Source organism: Exilibacterium tricleocarpae (assembly GCF_007004655.1).
GTDB lineage: Bacteria > Pseudomonadota > Gammaproteobacteria > Pseudomonadales > Cellvibrionaceae > Exilibacterium > Exilibacterium tricleocarpae.
Genome location: NZ_ML660089.1, coordinates 165,919 through 181,790 on the forward strand (window position 1 = coordinate 165,919; position 15,872 = coordinate 181,790).

Annotated in this window: 14 protein-coding genes; 13 read left to right on the forward strand and 1 reads right to left on the reverse strand. The window is 54.7% G+C overall.

The window, feature by feature from the left end:
* Positions 1 to 26: 26 nt before the first annotated feature.
* From FKG94_RS05280 to sctU, 8 genes are all read left to right on the forward strand, one after another.
* Positions 27 to 557 carry a hypothetical protein gene (locus tag FKG94_RS05280; protein ID WP_142903159.1) on the forward strand — a complete coding sequence of 177 codons (531 nt, stop codon included), beginning with the start codon at positions 27 to 29 and terminating at the stop codon, positions 555 to 557.
* Positions 558 to 617: 60 nt separating this feature from the next.
* On the forward strand, positions 618 to 1,085 hold the full coding sequence (locus FKG94_RS05285; protein ID WP_142903160.1) for a hypothetical protein: 468 nt from the start codon (positions 618 to 620) through the stop codon (positions 1,083 to 1,085).
* 5 nt (positions 1,086 to 1,090) lie between these two features.
* Positions 1,091 to 1,603, forward strand: a complete 513-nt coding sequence (locus tag FKG94_RS05290) for a hypothetical protein (protein WP_142903161.1) — start codon at positions 1,091 to 1,093, stop codon at positions 1,601 to 1,603.
* 4 nt (positions 1,604 to 1,607) lie between these two features.
* Positions 1,608 to 2,777 (forward strand): FliM/FliN family flagellar motor switch protein, encoded by a 1,170-nt coding sequence (locus FKG94_RS05295; RefSeq protein ID WP_142903162.1) that lies wholly within the window; start codon positions 1,608 to 1,610, stop codon positions 2,775 to 2,777.
* Positions 2,774 to 3,427: a type III secretion system export apparatus subunit SctR gene (sctR, locus tag FKG94_RS05300; protein ID WP_142903163.1), complete on the forward strand. Its 654-nt coding sequence runs from the start codon at positions 2,774 to 2,776 to the stop codon at positions 3,425 to 3,427. Before FKG94_RS05295 ends, sctR begins: the two co-directional genes overlap by 4 nt.
* 116 nt (positions 3,428 to 3,543) lie before the next feature.
* Complete coding sequence (gene sctS / locus FKG94_RS05305) at positions 3,544 to 3,807, forward strand: type III secretion system export apparatus subunit SctS (protein WP_142903164.1); 264 nt, start codon at positions 3,544 to 3,546, stop codon at positions 3,805 to 3,807.
* Positions 3,808 to 3,946: 139 nt separating this feature from the next.
* The gene (gene sctT, locus FKG94_RS05310; protein WP_142903165.1) at positions 3,947 to 4,750 is read left to right on the forward strand and encodes a type III secretion system export apparatus subunit SctT; all 804 of its coding nucleotides are present in this window, start codon (positions 3,947 to 3,949) and stop codon (positions 4,748 to 4,750) included.
* Positions 4,751 to 4,809: 59 nt separating this feature from the next.
* Positions 4,810 to 6,042, forward strand: coding sequence for a type III secretion system export apparatus subunit SctU (sctU, locus tag FKG94_RS05315; RefSeq protein ID WP_142903166.1), 1,233 nt, complete (start codon positions 4,810 to 4,812; stop codon positions 6,040 to 6,042).
* A 67-nt stretch (positions 6,043 to 6,109) separates the two neighbouring features.
* Here the strand turns inward: sctU and FKG94_RS05320 are convergent, their stop codons facing one another.
* The gene (locus FKG94_RS05320) at positions 6,110 to 8,911 is read right to left on the reverse strand and encodes a response regulator (RefSeq protein ID WP_142903167.1); all 2,802 of its coding nucleotides are present in this window, start codon (positions 8,909 to 8,911) and stop codon (positions 6,110 to 6,112) included.
* 145 nt (positions 8,912 to 9,056) lie between these two features.
* Here FKG94_RS05320 and cysM point away from each other — a divergent pair, with 145 nt between their 5' ends.
* The 5 genes from cysM (at position 9,057) to FKG94_RS05345 (ending at position 15,869) form a co-directional block, all read left to right on the forward strand.
* On the forward strand, positions 9,057 to 9,947 hold the full coding sequence (cysM, locus tag FKG94_RS05325) for a cysteine synthase CysM (protein ID WP_142903168.1): 891 nt from the start codon (positions 9,057 to 9,059) through the stop codon (positions 9,945 to 9,947).
* A gap of 50 nt (positions 9,948 to 9,997) precedes the next feature.
* The gene (relA, locus tag FKG94_RS05330; RefSeq protein WP_142903169.1) at positions 9,998 to 12,238 is read left to right on the forward strand and encodes a GTP diphosphokinase; all 2,241 of its coding nucleotides are present in this window, start codon (positions 9,998 to 10,000) and stop codon (positions 12,236 to 12,238) included.
* Positions 12,239 to 12,289: 51 nt separating this feature from the next.
* Positions 12,290 to 13,111: a nucleoside triphosphate pyrophosphohydrolase gene (mazG, locus tag FKG94_RS05335; RefSeq protein WP_281284212.1), complete on the forward strand. Its 822-nt coding sequence runs from the start codon at positions 12,290 to 12,292 to the stop codon at positions 13,109 to 13,111.
* Positions 13,112 to 13,333: 222 nt separating this feature from the next.
* Entirely contained in the window at positions 13,334 to 13,993 is a 660-nt protein-coding gene (locus FKG94_RS05340) for a glutathione S-transferase family protein (RefSeq protein WP_142903170.1), read from the forward strand.
* Positions 13,994 to 14,048: 55 nt separating this feature from the next.
* Positions 14,049 to 15,869 carry a M2 family metallopeptidase gene (locus FKG94_RS05345; protein WP_142903171.1) on the forward strand — a complete coding sequence of 607 codons (1,821 nt, stop codon included), beginning with the start codon at positions 14,049 to 14,051 and terminating at the stop codon, positions 15,867 to 15,869.
* The last annotated feature ends 3 nt before the right edge of the window (positions 15,870 to 15,872 follow it).

The window sequence follows — 15,872 nt, forward strand, 5'->3', positions numbered from 1 at the left end:
CAACGTGTAACTCGGGAGAAATTGATATGTACTTAGAGTCAGAGAGAGCCACCGTCGTATCGGAGTCATTCTATGGGCATCGCGATGGGGAGGCTGCTAACGACAGAAAGTTTAACGCAGATGGAACCATCAGTTACGATGCGGTTAAAGGATTTATATCACCCTTAAAAGCCATGCGCGCGCAGTTAGGCAGGGACGGACAGAAAGTCCTGTTCCAGGGGCGGGAGCAGCTCGAAGAGGCGGAGCAGGACATCGATTCGCATGTTTATACGAATAAGATTTCCAGCACTGTAATCTGCAGTATTATTATGGAAAAGTACCGGTGTAATCCTGGTCTGCGAAAAATATATTTTTCGGTAAAAAACAGAGACCGGCAAGCATCTGTTTTAACTCATATTAAGAACGAATTTGTGGAATGCATCATTTCAACGAACTCAGAGATATTGCGCAGGCATCTCGATAAGGAAAAGCGAGATATTATTTTTCCGCTGCGCGATGAGCTACATCTCAACACCTGTGTCACAGTGGTCGATGAAGTCAATTTTAATTGTGTTTGATGCAACTTTTCGCCTCGATACGTCACGCTATATACGTATTTAATCGGGATCAAGTGCCCCATGAAAAAGACTCGTTACTATTTGCAGGAGCAGGTTGAAAGTCGGGAAGATGCCGAGAAGATCGAACAGCTGGAACGTATTCTGGTTATACGCAAGAATCGACAGGAGCGGCTCCAGTCTAAAACGCGGGAATTGCGCCGCAATCTGATGAAGAAAGAGAAGGAGTTACAAGAAGAGAGGGTCAAGGCTCAAGAAATGGCTGAGCAAACCCAACTCACTATAAAATTGCTACGCCAGGAAAACACAAAGAAAGTATTGACTGTTAACGAGATATTTCACTGGAATAACATGGAAGTGGGTTTAGATAAGAAAGTCAAAAAAGGGTTCGAGGGCTGCGATGAGATAGAGCAGCAAAAGCATGTTGAACTTTTTAAGCTCGACGAACATATGAAGACTTATAAGCAGGCGGTCATCGATACAGAAAAAATTGCTTTGATAAAAAAAGAGCTTGAAGAGGAACAGGGGTAGACTGTATGACTGTCGGCGAAACCAAGCGCACCACGGAGTTTACGAAGAAGGATTCGGGAGACAAGGCTGCTGAAACCGCTGGCGTCAGGCGTCTGGATGCGCTGACGTTTTCACAGGAGTTTCACAGTGTAGCGGGCATGTCGCCGCAGTTTATTGTCCCCGCCGGCGCACTGAGCAACGATAGTGGTGAGTTGGACTTGAAATTCTCATACAACCCCTCAAGTGCCGCCGGTTTCCCGGCACCCCGGACAGCGGAGGAGCCCGCCACGACGCTTTTGTGCAATACCATCCTTCAAAAAATGTTGCGCGATCCGGCGTTGCAGGATATGGCGTTTTCCATCCAGAACAAACACGGTCGCGTGAATGTGGAGGCTGCATTGAGCAGTGGCCATATGCGCTGTACTCTGTCAACCTCTAACGAAAAGCTGAGGCGACGCCTTAGCGATGCCAGGCAACAAATTGTCAGCAGCTTGGGTAAAAACCTGCGTAGACAAATCGACGTAGAGATTAAAGAGTAAAGGCATGGCTAACTATTTCGACAGTAGTACACAAGGCGACGATATTGGTTTTACATCTGGCCATGAACCTGACTGCAAACTTGGCCATGCTGCAAGTATCAAAAGAAAAAGCATACCTGATCTGCTGAATGTAAAGAAATACGACAAGCATAGCATGTTGATCAGGAACCGTTTGCTGGCGGGTGTCGGCTTACAGTTTAAGGCTTTAAATCCTCTGAACCACAAAGAAGAGCAGTGGTATATACGGCTAAGCCAGGCTCTGGAAGAGCCTTGTGACACCTCCCGGTATTTATGCTTAGAGGGAAACAATAGTCAATATTGGATAAGTGACGGAGCGGATTTTCTTGGCAATCTGACTGGCATCCATCTGGGGGAATCCCAGGCAGCGATGCTCAGCATGCTGTTACCGAAAGTCCCACAGCCGCTTCAAGATGTTTTTGGTTGGCAGATTGTAAGCTCCGCTGTTGCCCCTGAAGATCTGGTTGTGCTTGACCTGCATTACGGAAGTGATGACCTGGGGCTTAAGACGTCTTTGGCAATGACCAAGTCAACTTGCCTGCAGGTAATTAACCAGCGCGCGTTTAGAAATATTGCCAAAGACACTTTTCCCGAAACGTTGAAGATCAAGGCTAACGTTGTTCTGGGCTCTATTAATTTGGGTATACTCGAAGCCAATCAGCTCGAAGTCGGCGATCTCCTGTTTTTTAAAGACAATAATTTTGGTGCGGATGGTAGCGGCATCCTACCGTTGGGCCCCCTTAACTTATCTGTCACTATCGAGCTGGCAAACAACCAATACCAACTAAAAATTAACAGGTGGGAAAAAAATATGAGTGAAGAAGATACAAACCGGGAAGACGAAGAGCTTATCAGTGATGATATGGAAGTGACCTATGACGATCACGGAGATGATTCGAACCCGGAAGAGGGCGATCGGGAAGAGGTGCTGCCGATTGGCGACTTGCCTATAAGCGTTGATGTTCGCTTGGGGTCCGTCAACTTTACCGTAAAAGACCTTCACAATCTCGTCGAAGGAAAGCTGTATACCATCAATTCTCCCGACAGGGGGTTGGTGCAACTGACTCATAACGATCTGGAGTTGGCCCGCGGGCAATTGGTGGAGGTGGATGGGAAGCTTGCTATTGAGATACAAAAGCGCTGGTTACACTCGTGACAGGTGAAGGTTTCGAACCCTATCCGTTAATACTGCTACTGGCATCACTTTCGATATTGCCTTTCCTGTTAGTGGTAACCACATCTTTTTTAAAGATTTCGATGGTGTTGATGATAGTGCGCAATGCCATGGGCATACAGCAGGTGCCGCCGAATATGGTGCTCTATGGTATATCGCTGGCGGTGACGCTGTTCGTCATGGCGCCGACTATCCAGCAGGTTAATACCAAGGTCGATGACTTGTCGTTGGAAGATCAGAGCATTACTTCAATGCTCGATAGTGTCGGAGAATTATCAGAACCTATTCGGGATTTTATGCTCAAACAAAACCACCCGGATGTACAGATTATGATGATGGAGACGGCAAAGGAACTCTGGCCTGAAGAAATGTATGAGACTATAACGAAAGAAAACTTTCTTTTGCTCGTGCCTTCTTTTGTCGTCTCCGAGCTGCAAACGGCATTGCAGATAGGTTTTTTGATCTATGTGCCTTTCATCATTGTTGACTTGCTCGTGTCGAATATTCTTTTGGCCCTCGGCATGCAGATGGTGTCACCCATGACAGTCTCGCTGCCGTTAAAAATACTTTTATTCGTATTGGTTGAGGGCTGGGCAAAGCTGTTGCAGAGTCTGGCGTTGTCTTATGTATAGCATTCTGGCAGGCGTCATCTTTGAGCAAAAGTGAACTCTTTAATAATAGTGGCCAATATCTTTAGCCACTGAAAGCTTTCGCCTTCGTGAAAGTTGTGCCACAGAGTAAATAGATTATGGCTCTAGAGAGTATTGCATTATTTCAAAAAGGTCTGCTGTTAGTGGTTTTACTATCGGCGCCGGCTTTGCTTGCAGCGGTTATCTTCGGTGTTATCACTTCGCTCGTTCAAACGCTGATTCAAGTACAGGATCAGACCTTGCCTTTCGCGATAAAGTTGGTGGCCGTTGGGATAGCCCTTTTTGCCACGGGAGGGTGGGTTGCCAGCGAAATGATCAATTTAACTAATGCTGCATTCAACCAGATTATCTATGTCAAGTGAGTGCCAAGGTTGCGCTGCAGAGATAAAGTCTAGTCCGGTTTTGGCTCAACTTTAGCTCAACTTTACTTTTTCTACGTGGGTTTATGAAAACCTTAAAGCCACTGTTTTAATCCGTAAGCGATGCTTGAGTTAACCGGGTATGGACCAGGTCTTATTTCAAAATATCTCCCAGGCAATACTGTCTCTGGCACTGGCCATGCCGCGTATTCACCTGGCACTCTTGTTCGTACCGGCAATGGGGCTAAAAGAAGTACGGGGACTGCTCAAAACCGCCATTGTCATTTCTGTCGCCATGCCAATAGCGGCCAAAAATTATTATACGGTGGACCCCAGCAATTTCGGGCCCCTAAAGATCGCTTTTATCATGTTGAAGGAAGCCGGCATCGGTATGGTGATTGGTTTTCTGCTTTCTTTGCCATTCCATCTTTTTCTGTCAATTGGCGCCATTATCGACAACCAGCGTGGGGCGACTAGTGGTCAGATGTTTGATCCGTCATTGGGAAGTACAACGCTGCTGGGATCATTTATGCAGAAGACGTTTGTGGTTCTAATCATTGAAGCCGGCCTGTTTGCAACCATCTTTATGTTGGTGATCGAGACTTATATCTTTTGGCCGATATCCGATATTTTCCCAAAACCGTTGTTCTCAGGAGAGCAGTTGGTTATTGAACAATTTAGTGATATGACACAGAAAATAATGCTGTATGTTCTCCCTGTCCTTGTTGTCACCCTGTTAGTTGATCTGGCCTTTGCAATCATTGGCCTTTTCAGCCCGCAGTTACAGGTGTTTTTTCTGTCCATGCCGGCAAAGTCGCTGGTGTCGCTGCTTGCCCTCGCGATGTACGCCGGCTCTCTTTGGTACTACGGTATGCTTGAAGTAGAGGCGTTTAATAACTTAAAAGCGTCTTTAAATTTGTTATTTTTTACACCTTTTTCCAGCTAGTGCTATCAAATAGCAAGACAATTTAGAGATTAAGTAAACAACCTAGATAGTGGCATCTCATGAGCGAAAAGACCGAAGAGCCCACGGAAAAGAAAATCAAGGATTCCCGCGACAAGGGACAGGTGGGCTTAAGCCAGGATATCACCAAACTCATCACCGCTATTGTCGTTTTCGGTATGCTTTTTGCAATGGGAGAGGTGTTGATGGCAAAGGGAAAGGAGGCCATCCTTTTTGCTATTTTGCGAAGCAATGGTTCATTTACACAGGCAGCCGGTGAAGTGGTCGGAAAATTGGCTGTGGACACGATTGCTGTCGTTCTTATTATCGTTGCTATCGCATTTTTCTTGAAAATTATCGGCACGTGGATACAAACAGGTCCGATTTTTTCACCAAAGGCTTTAAAAATAGACTTCGCTAAACTCAACCCCGTAGCAACATTAAAAAACATGTTTTCCATGAGAAAACTGTACGAGTTGTTGAACAATGTTGTCAAAACAGCCGTTATCACTGTCGTATTTTATATGCTGATAAAGAAGTATGTGCCGACCTTATTCCTGTTGCCTACGGGAGACTTGGAAATGTTTTGGCGCGCGAGTTCCGTTCTGTATAGCAGGGTTGTGGTCGTTGCCCTGGCGATTTTGTTGATTTTGTCGGTCTTTGACTTCGCTATGCAGAAGTATTTTCACAAAAAACAGCTAAAGATGTCGATCGACGAGGTGAAGCGGGAACACAAGGATTCTGAGGGCGATCCGCATGTCAAAGGGCAGCGCGACGCCGTGCGCCAGGAGATACTGGAGAGCGAGCCCAAAAATATCGATAAGCTGGTGGAAAAAGCCGATGCCGTGGTGGTCAATCCCACTCACTTTGCCGTGGCCTTATATTATCGCGAGAACGAAACCCCTTTGCCAACGATATTGTGTAAGGGAAAAGACGAGGAGGCATTTGACATTATCTCTTTTGCCAAAAAATATGACAAACCGATTATCCGGTACGTTTGGCTCGCCAGGACACTCTATGCCCACCAGGGCACTTACATCCCGCGGCCAACCATGCCCGGAGTTGTTGCGATCTATAAAGCCATTCGCCCGCTCATGGAGGGTACTGACAGTGAAGACGAGGACGATGAGAGCATCCTGATCGACGAGGAGCAGGTCAAGGAAAAAGAACGGCAGGAGGCGGAGAAGGAGAAGCAAAAACAGATAATTCGCAACAATGAGAAAGAGCAGTTGCTGAAACTTCGAGAGAAGTTATTGGATGTTAACCCGAGCAGTGACAAAAAGGAGATCAAATGAGGCGTTGCTCTTGGGACTGGCGTCTGTGTTCGGAACACATGCGGGCTTATCGCTTAGCTATCAGGTTCTAGTGCACCGCCGGCTTCGACGTCTGCTGAAACAGCTCGTCGAGGTTTTGCGTTTTAACCCAACGCAACAACCTGTTTATCTCACCGGTCAAATCGCCGACCAATCCTTCCAAGTCGTCATAGTTGCCGTTTTGCAGGCGGGTTTCCAGCGCTTTGCTGGATTCTTTCAGACGCGGCACACCGCAGTAACAGCAACCACCGTGGAGCTGGTGGACGAGTTCCTCCAACTCAGGGTAGTCCGCATCGCGAAATGCCTTTTGCAATGAGTTCATACAGCCCGGCAGTGAGGCGATCAGCATGGCCAACATATCTTTGGCCAGCGTTGTTTTACCGTTGCTGAGGCGCAGGCTTTCGGCGAGATCGACCACGGGTTCGGCGACCGGTGACTCCTCGACCTGGGGGGACTCGGGGGCCAAGGCCGGGGAGGAAATGGCATGGGCTCGGGCACTGGCCGGGGTCTCCAGCCAACGGTTGATCATATGGGCAAGCTGCGCCTCGGAGGCCGGTTTGCTGAGATAGTCGTCCATGCCCGATAGCAGCAACTGCGAGCGCTGTTCGCCGAGGGCGTGGGCGGTGAGTGCCACAATGGGGGTATGCTGGTCGCGGTGCTCGCGGCCGCGCAGGCGCTGAGAGGTCTCCAGGCCGTCCATCCCCGGCATCTGGATATCCATAAAAATCAGATCGAAACGCTGTTTCGAGCACAGTTCAATCGCCTCTACACCGCTGCGGGCAAGCTCCGTGTCGACTCCCAGATCGGTGAGCAGCTCCCCCACCAGCTTCAGGTTGGCAAAGTTGTCGTCCACCACCAATACCTTGGGCGCCTGGCCGTCTTTCAGGGGCCTGACTTTGGGCACAGGCGCGGCGTCTTCGACGCTGTCCACGGCGATCTGTAACTGGCCCGCCATCGCCTGGTACAGGCGATCGTGGCAAAGTGGCCGGTTGACGAACACCGCTCCCGTGTCTTGCAGTTCTGCGGCCAGTTGGTGTTGGCTGGCGGGCGCCGTCAACACCAGGGTGCGGCAGCCGAAATGCTGCTCGAGCTGGTTTATCAGGCCGCACAGTGCCTCGGTGGCAATGGCATGGTCGGTGGCGTAGGCGTCGAATATCAGTAGGTCTACCGGCTCGCCGGCGCTTTTCTGCCGCTGCACTGACGGCAGTATGTCGTGGACATTGTCGATCTCCAACGGGGTTACCTGCCAGGTGGCAAAAAAGTGACAGAGTTGTAGCTGCACCATGGCATTGGTTTCGAAAATACCGACCCGGCGGTTGTTCAGGCCGGTATAAGTCGTTTCCTGATCGGCACCGTGGTCAATGCCCAGGTGGGCGGTGAACCAAAACGTTGCCCCCTCGCCGGGGCGACTGTGGACGCCGATATCGCCTCCCATACGCTCTACCAGCCCCTTGGAGATGGCGAGCCCGAGACCGGTGCCGCCCTGGGCCCGGCGGCTGGAGGCGTCGGCCTGGGAAAACGCACTGAACAGATTGTCCTGCTGGGCTTTGGACAGCCCTATACCGGCGTCGGAAACGCTGAACTTCAAAATGGACTGGTTCTCCCGCTCTACCCGCACGATAACGTTGCCTTTGCTGGAGAACTTAATGGCGTTGCTGACCAGGTTGGTGAGGACTTGTTTCAGGCGCAAAGGATCGCCGAACAGATGCAGCGGCACATCGTGGTCGATTAGCGAGATAAGCTGCAATTTTTTTTTGTGGGCGGCCGGCGCCAGTATCTGTAACGTCTGGTCGATGATCTGGCGCAGGTGCAGGGACACGTAGTCCAGGACCAATTTGCCGGCTTCGATCCGCGAGAAGTCCAGGATATCGTTGATGATGGTCAACAGACCCTGGGACGAACTTTCAATGGTGCGCAGATACTCCTTCTGTTGGCCGGTCAACTCCGACTTCAGCAGCAGATTGGTGAAGCCGATAATGCCGTTGAGCGGTGTGCGGATCTCGTGGCTGGTATTGGCCAGAAACGCGGATTTGACCCGGCTCGCCTCCAGTGCCTCTTTGCGCGCAAGGTCCAGTTCGATGTTTTGGATTTCAATGGTCTCCAGCGTCTCGCGGAGATCATCGGTGGACTGGTCGATATGCTGCTGCATTTCCCGGTGCGACTGCTCCAGCATCAGTGCCATCTTGTTCACCGCGATGGCCAGTTCATTGAACTCGTTGCCGGGGGAGACCGAGATGCGCGTTTTCATATCCCCGGCGGCCAGCCGGTAGATGCCCTGGGTGAGTTGTTTGAGCGGAGCGGAGATGGTGCGGCTCAGGCGCAGCGTCATAAATGCCGCACACACCAACACCACCAGAATACAGACCAGCGCCAGCACGATACCGCGGTACTTAGCCAGTACAAAAGGTGTTGCAGTCAACTCGATCACCAGCCAGCCGAACTCTGCCCCCCCGGCGGCGGGCCCAATGGGGGCAATGTGGTAACTGCCCTGGCTGCCGGCGAGCGGGGCCGGCGCGGCGCCGGGCAGTGTCAAGTCCCGGGGCAGGGGGATTTTCGGTCCGATTTGAACTATCGCCTTGCCGTTGCGGTCGAAAATGGCGATTCCCCGTATATCGCGCTCCTCGAGAGCGGCCTCCAGCAGGCTTTGCAGCAGGCGGGTATCGCCTTGTTCGAGCAGGGGTTGGCTAAGCCGGGCCAGTTGCGTGCTCGTCGCGGTTCCTCGCTCCTGTGGCAGTGTCTCCAGTTGTTGCAGGTAGAGGGCTGTCAGTCCGCCGCCCAGCAGCAGGGCGACAACCAGAGCGGGCACCAGGGCGAGTTGGAGGATTTTGTTTCTTATTGTCTTGCGCGCCATAGCACCAGGAGCTCCGGCTGTTGCTGAGTAGCATAGAATATCCAGTCAAAGAATGATTTTCACCCCATCGCTTTCAACGATAGAATACTCACTCTCCGGGTAACAGACTGAACGTTTTCCGCCCGAATGACAAATAAGGTTGTTTATGGAGTACCCCACGATAGAGTCCTGTATCGGCAATACGCCACTGGTGCGGTTGCAGCGTTTGCCGGGCAATACCTCTAATACAGTGCTGGTCAAGCTCGAGGGCAACAATCCGGCGGGCTCGGTCAAGGACCGCCCGGCGCTGTCGATGATCAATCGGGCGGAACAGCGCGGGGAGATTAAGCCCGGGGACACCCTGATCGAGGCCACCAGCGGCAACACGGGCATTGCCCTGGCGATGGCGGCGGCGATCAAGGGCTATCGGATGATCCTGATCATGCCGGACAACATGACCGATGAGCGCAAGGCGGCCATGACCGCCTATGGTGCCAGGCTGATTTCGGTCACTCAGGAAGAGAGTATGGAGGGCGCGCGCGACCTCGCCAAGGCGATGGAGCGAGAGGGCAAGGGCAAGGTGCTGGACCAGTTCGGCAACGCCGATAACCCGCTGGCCCACTACACCACCACAGGCCCCGAGTTGTGGCAGCAAACCGGCGGTAATATTACCCACCTGGTGTGTTCCATGGGCACCACGGGTACCATTATGGGGGCCTCGGCCTACCTGAAAGAGCGCAATCCCGCCATTCAAATCATTGGTTTGCAACCGGAAGAGGGCGACTCCATTCCCGGGATTCGGCGCTGGCCGGCCGCCTACATGCCGGCTATTTTCGATGCCTCGAGAGTTGATCATATTATCAATATGCCGCAGGCGGAGGCGGAAGAGACCATGCGGGCACTGGCGCGGGAAGAAGGTATATTCGCCGGCCCCTCGTCGGGCGGCTGCGTAGCCGGCGCGCTGCGTATGAGCAAGGAATTGGAGCAGGCCGTCATTGTGGCGATCGTCTGTGACCGGGGGGACCGCTACCTCTCCTCGGGTGTGTTTGGGACATAACGGTCGCCGGTCGACTGCCCGATGGGTAGCGGCTCGACGGCGCGGAATTTATGGTTAAAGTCAGAGAAGATCAACCAACCACTGCCGACGGTAAGGTCGACACCGGCGCCTGGACCCGGCGCATTATCGCCATGGCCGGCCTGTCCCAGGGGGACGCGGAGCGCCTGCAACGGGCCTGCGCACTCAGCCTGGAGGCCGAGCGCGAGGCCAATGATTCGGAGAATATCTGGTCCAAGGGTACCAGCAGCTTTCGCACCGGTCTGGAGATGACCGAGATTCTGGCCGAGCTGCGGCTGGACCTGGAGTCGCTGCTGGCGGCGATTGTCTACCGGGCGATACGGGAAGAGAAACTGCCTCTCGCCCGGGTCAACGACGTGCTTGGGGAGGCGGTCGCCGATCTGGTGGAAGGGGTGGTGCGAATGGCGGCGATCAGCACCCTGCGCAACGACTCCGACCAGAACGTCTTCGGCAAGCGATACCAGGACCAGGCCAACAATGTCCGCAAAATGCTGGTGGCCATGGTCGATGATGTGCGGGTGGCATTGATCAAGCTGGCCGAGCGCACCTGCGCGATTCGCGCGGTAAAAGCGGCGCCGGAGGAAAAGCGCCGCCGGGTGGCCAAAGAGGTGGCCGAGGTGTATGCCCCCCTGGCCCACCGGCTCGGGATCGGACATATCAAATGGGAATTGGAGGACCTGTCGTTCCGCTATCTGGAGCCGGAGGATTACAAGCATATCGCCAAGCTGCTGGATGAGCGCCGCCTCAATCGCCAGCGCTATATCGACAGCGTGATCGACACCCTGCAGGAATCCCTGACCGGCGCATCCATCGATGCCCAGATCAGTGGCCGGGCCAAGCATATCTACAGTATCTGGCGCAAGATGCGCCGCAAAGACATCGGTTTCTCCCAGGTCTATGATATTCGCGCCGTGCGCATCCTGGTGCCGACGGTGCGCGACTGCTATTCGGTGCTGGGAATCGTGCACAGCCTGTGGCGCAATATCCCCAATGAATTTGACGACTATATCGCCTCGCCGAAAGAAAACGGCTACCGGTCCCTGCATACCGCGGTTATCGGTCCGGAGCGCAAGGTGCTGGAGGTTCAGATTCGCACCTACGCCATGCATGAGGACGCCGAATTCGGGGTCTGTGCCCACTGGCGTTATAAGGGTGCCGACCGCGACGGCACTGAAGACAGCTACGAACAAAAGATCGCCTGGCTGCGCCAGGTGCTCGAATGGCATGACGAGGTGGGCGGCAACCCGTTGCAGGACGATCTGATCGGCGGTGTGGAGCAGGACCGCATCTATGTGTTTACCCCCGAGGGCCATATTATCGATCTGCCCCAGGGCGCCACCCCGCTGGATTTTGCTTACCGCATTCACACCGACGTCGGCAACCGCTGCCGGGGGGCCAAGGTCAACGGCCGTATCGTGCCCTTGAACCATACCTTGAAAACCGCCAATCAGGTCGAAATCCTGACCGGCAAGCGCGAGGCGCCGAGCCGCGACTGGCTGTCGCCGGGGCTCGGCTACCTGACCACCTCCCGGGGGCGGGCCAAGGTACAGCAGTGGTTCAAGCAGCAGGCGCGGGACCAGAATATTGCCGACGGGCGGGCTATTTTGGACCGGGAATTTCGCCGGCTGGCGGTCGAGAACCTGGACTTCGAGAGCCTGGCCGGCGCGCTCAAACTGAAGAGTCTCGACGACCTCTACGCCGCGGTGGGGGCCAGTGATCTGGGGGTTGGCCAGGTTTTGAGCGTTGCGCAAAAAATGTCGTATGGGAACCGCACCGGCGAGCCGACGCTATCATTGACGGGGCGTGCCTCGGCCCGCAAAGACGACGCCGATGTTTATATCGACGGCGTCGGCAATCTGCTTACCTCCATCGCGCGGTGTTGCAATCCGGTGCCGGGCGACGCCATCGCCGGTTACATCACACTCGGCAAAGGGGTGTCCATCCACCGCCAGGACTGCAGCAATGTGTTGCGGTTACAGGCCGAAGAGCCGGATCGTATTATCCAGGTGGACTGGGGCGAGGCGCCGCAGAGTGTGTACTCGGTGGAGGTGATTATCGAGGCTTTCGACCGCCACGGTTTGCTGAAAGATATTACGGCGTTGTTGGACCAGGCCCGCATCAATATCAGTTCTATGCAGACGCTGTCGGACAAGCGTAAAAATACGGTGGATATGGCGGTGACACTGGAAATTCGCAGCTTCAATGAACTCAGCCGTATTCTGGCCCGTCTCAATCAACTGCCCAACGTCGCCTCGGCACGGCGCAAGCATTAGCAGTAACGGGACGGCGGTCGGCCCAGCGAAAAACCGGAACAGGACTAACCCGTGGCAAGCAATTCTGAAACCTACTCTTTGGATGATCTGTTGTATTTAATGTCGAGATTGCGGGAGCCGGATACCGGTTGTCCCTGGGACCTGCAGCAGGATTATTTGTCTATTACCCCTTCCACCCTCGAGGAGGCTTACGAGGTGGTGGATGCCATTGAAAAAGCCGACTACGCCCATCTCAAAGAAGAACTGGGTGATCTGTTGTTTCAGGTGGTGTTCTACAGCCGCCTGGGACAGGAGGACGGCTATTTTTCATTTCCGGACATTGTCTCCGAACTGGTGGACAAGCTGGTGCGCCGCCATCCCCATGTTTTTCCCGACGGTACTCTGCACAGTCGGGTGGAGCAGGGCACGCGGGACGAAGAGGCGATCAAGGCCAACTGGGAGGCACTCAAGTCGGAGGAGCGGGCGGCCAAGGGTAAAGCCGGTATCCTCGATGACGTGCCGTTGACACTGCCGGCGTTGAGTCGCGCGGCCAAGTTGCAGAAGCGGGCCGCCGGTGTCGGTTTTGACTGGGCCGATACTGCCGGGGTGGTCGGCAAGATTGAAGAAGAGCTGGCGGAGGTGAAAGCGGCGCTGGCGGCGGGGGATAGTGCGGCAGTCGCCGGAGAGTTGGGTGACTTGCTGTTTGCAACGGTAAACTTAAGTCGCCATTTGAAATTGGATGCCGAGGCGACTCTGCGCAGTGGCAATCGGAAGTTTGAGCGCCGGTTTCGCTATATTGAGGACAAGGCCCGGGAGCAGGGTGTCAATCTGGAGAGTTTGTCTTTGGAAACCATGGATAAGTGGTGGGATGAGGCGAAGGAGGGGGTGCTTTAAGAAAGGGGGGTGTCACCATTCTAAGGGGACGCAACTGAAGTTACGTCCCCGCACCGTGCCGCCGGAGGTGGTGCTTTAAGAAAGGGGAGTGGCACCATGCTAGGGGGACGCAACTGAAGTTACGTCCCCGCACCGTGCCACCGCGAGAGGGAGATACTCCCGCACCGCGCTGGATTACCGAAGCACTGTCTGCTACCGACAATCCACAATGTGAGGCTCGACATGGCAACACCGACTCTGGTTATCGGCAATAAAAACTACTCGAGCTGGTCCCTGCGTGCCTGGCTCTATTTAAAACTGAACGATATCAGCTTCGATGAAGTGCGGTTGCCACTGAGCACCAGCAACTTCCAGAACGAGATCGGCCAGTATTCCCCCAGTCGCCTGGTGCCGGTGCTGATCGACGGCGAGAACAAGGTCTGGGATTCACTCGCCATTATCGAATATGTACGCCGCCACTACCCGACCAGCGTCGCCTGGCCGGCGGCGCGCAGTGACGAGGCCGCGGCGCTGTCGGCGGCCATGGAAATGCACTCGGGCTTTGGCGCCCTGCGCTCTCACTATCCCATGAACTGCCGGCTCGAACCCTTTGCGGCGCCTCTGCTGCAGGGGGTGGAAACCGATATCGCCCGCCTGGACCAACTCTGGTCCGAGCGGCTCGAGACCAGCGCCGGCCCCGGATTGTTTGGCGAATGGAGTATCGCCGACGTTGTATTTGCCCCTGTGGCATTTCGTATCCAAACCTATCGGTTGCCGTTTTCGCCCCCCAGCCAGGCCTATGTCGAACGCCTGCTGCAACTGCCACCCATGGTCGAGTGGCTGGCGGCGGCCAGGGCCGAAACGGAAATCCTGCCCGCCGGCGAGTGGGCGGGGTTCAGGTAAACACGCCGCCATTCGTTTAATCACAGTATCCGTCCATACTTATTGGGGAAAAACGATGAAAAGTTTCAAAACAACGGCAACGGCGCTGGTTTTTGCCGCCCTCGCGGCTTGTGGTCCCAGCGCTACGACCGAGGCACCCGAGGCGGCGCCGGCGCTCACTGCGGCCGATGCCCGGGCGTTTTTGCAGGAAGCGGAGGCCAAACTCGAGGCGACCGCCGAGTACGCCGCGCGTGCGGCCTGGCTGGCCGCCAACTTTATCAATGTCGACAGCCAGTTCGTCGAGGCTCGCGCAATTCAGGAATACACCCTGCTGTCAGTCCAGTACGCCGAGGAGGCGGCGCGCTTCGATCAACTCGACCTGGATGCGGATACCCGCCGCAAGCTCAACCGCCTGAAGCAAGACCTGAGCTTTCCGGCCCCGGCCGATGCCGAACTGGCCGGTGAACTGGCGGAGATCGGCTCCGAACTGCAGGCCACCTATGGCAAGGGTCAGTACTGTAATACCGAGCGCTGCTACAGCCTCCAAGACATGACAAAAATTCTCGCCACCAGCCGCGATCCGGAACTGCTGAAAGAGCTGTGGGCGGGGTGGCGCACTGTGTCGCCGCCGATGCGCGAAAAGTACCAGCGCCAGGTCGAGATTGCCAACGCCGGTGCCCGGCAGTTGGGTTACGACAACCTGAGTGTCATGTGGCGCTCCAAATACGATATGGAAGCCGACGCGTTTGCCGCTGATATCGATGCCCAGTGGAACAAGGTCAAGCCGCTTTACGATGCACTGCACTGCCATGTGCGGGCGAAACTCAGCGACCACTACGGCGACGACGTGGTGCCCGATTCCGGCAAAATCCCGGCCCATCTGCTGGGTAACATGTGGGCCCAGCAGTGGGGCAACCTCTACGACCTGGTGAAACCGGAAGGTTCCGAGCAGAGCTACGACCTGACCGCACTGATCGAACAACACGCTATGAGCGAACTCGATATGGTGAAAATCGCCGAGGCGTTTTTTACCTCGCTCGGTTTCAAGCCGCTGCCGGAGACGTTTTGGCAGCGCTCGCTGTTTACCAAACCCCGCGATCGCGAAGTCGTCTGTCACGCCAGCGCCTGGAATCTCGACAACCAGGACGACCTGAGAATCAAGATGTGCATCGAGAAGACGGCCGAGGACTTCCAAACGGTGCATCACGAACTCGGCCACAATTTTTACCAGCGCGCTTACAAGGACCAGCCCTATCTCTACAAGGGCAGCGCCAATGACGGCTTTCACGAGGCGCTTGGCGACACCATCTCGCTGTCGGTAACACCGAGCTATCTGGTGCAATTGGGGTTACTGAAAGAAGAGCCGCCGGCCTCGGAAGACCTCGGTTATCTGATGAATATGGCGTTGGAAAAAATTGCCTTTTTACCGTTTGGCCTGCTGGTAGACAAGTGGCGCTGGCAGGTTTTTAACGGTGAGTTGGCACCGGAAAACTACAACCAGGGGTGGTGGGATTTGCGGGAAAAATACCAGGGTATCGCCGCACCGGTGGCGCGCACCGAAGCCCATTTCGATCCCGGCGCGAAGTTTCACATCCCCGGCAATACACCTTATATGCGCTATTTCCTCGCGTTTATTCAACAGTTTCAGTTTCATCAATCCGTGTGCGCAACGGCCGGTTACGAAGGGCCGTTGCACCGCTGTTCGATCTACAACAGCACGGCGGCGGGCGACAAGCTGCAGGCGATGATGGAACTCGGTGCGAGCCGGCCCTGGCCCGAGGCGATGGAGGCGCTCACCGGTCAGCCGTTACTGGACGCCTCGGCTATCATCGATTATTTCCAGCCGCTGAAGACCTGGCTCGACGAGCAAAACAAAGATCGTCAGTGCGGCTGGTAGCCG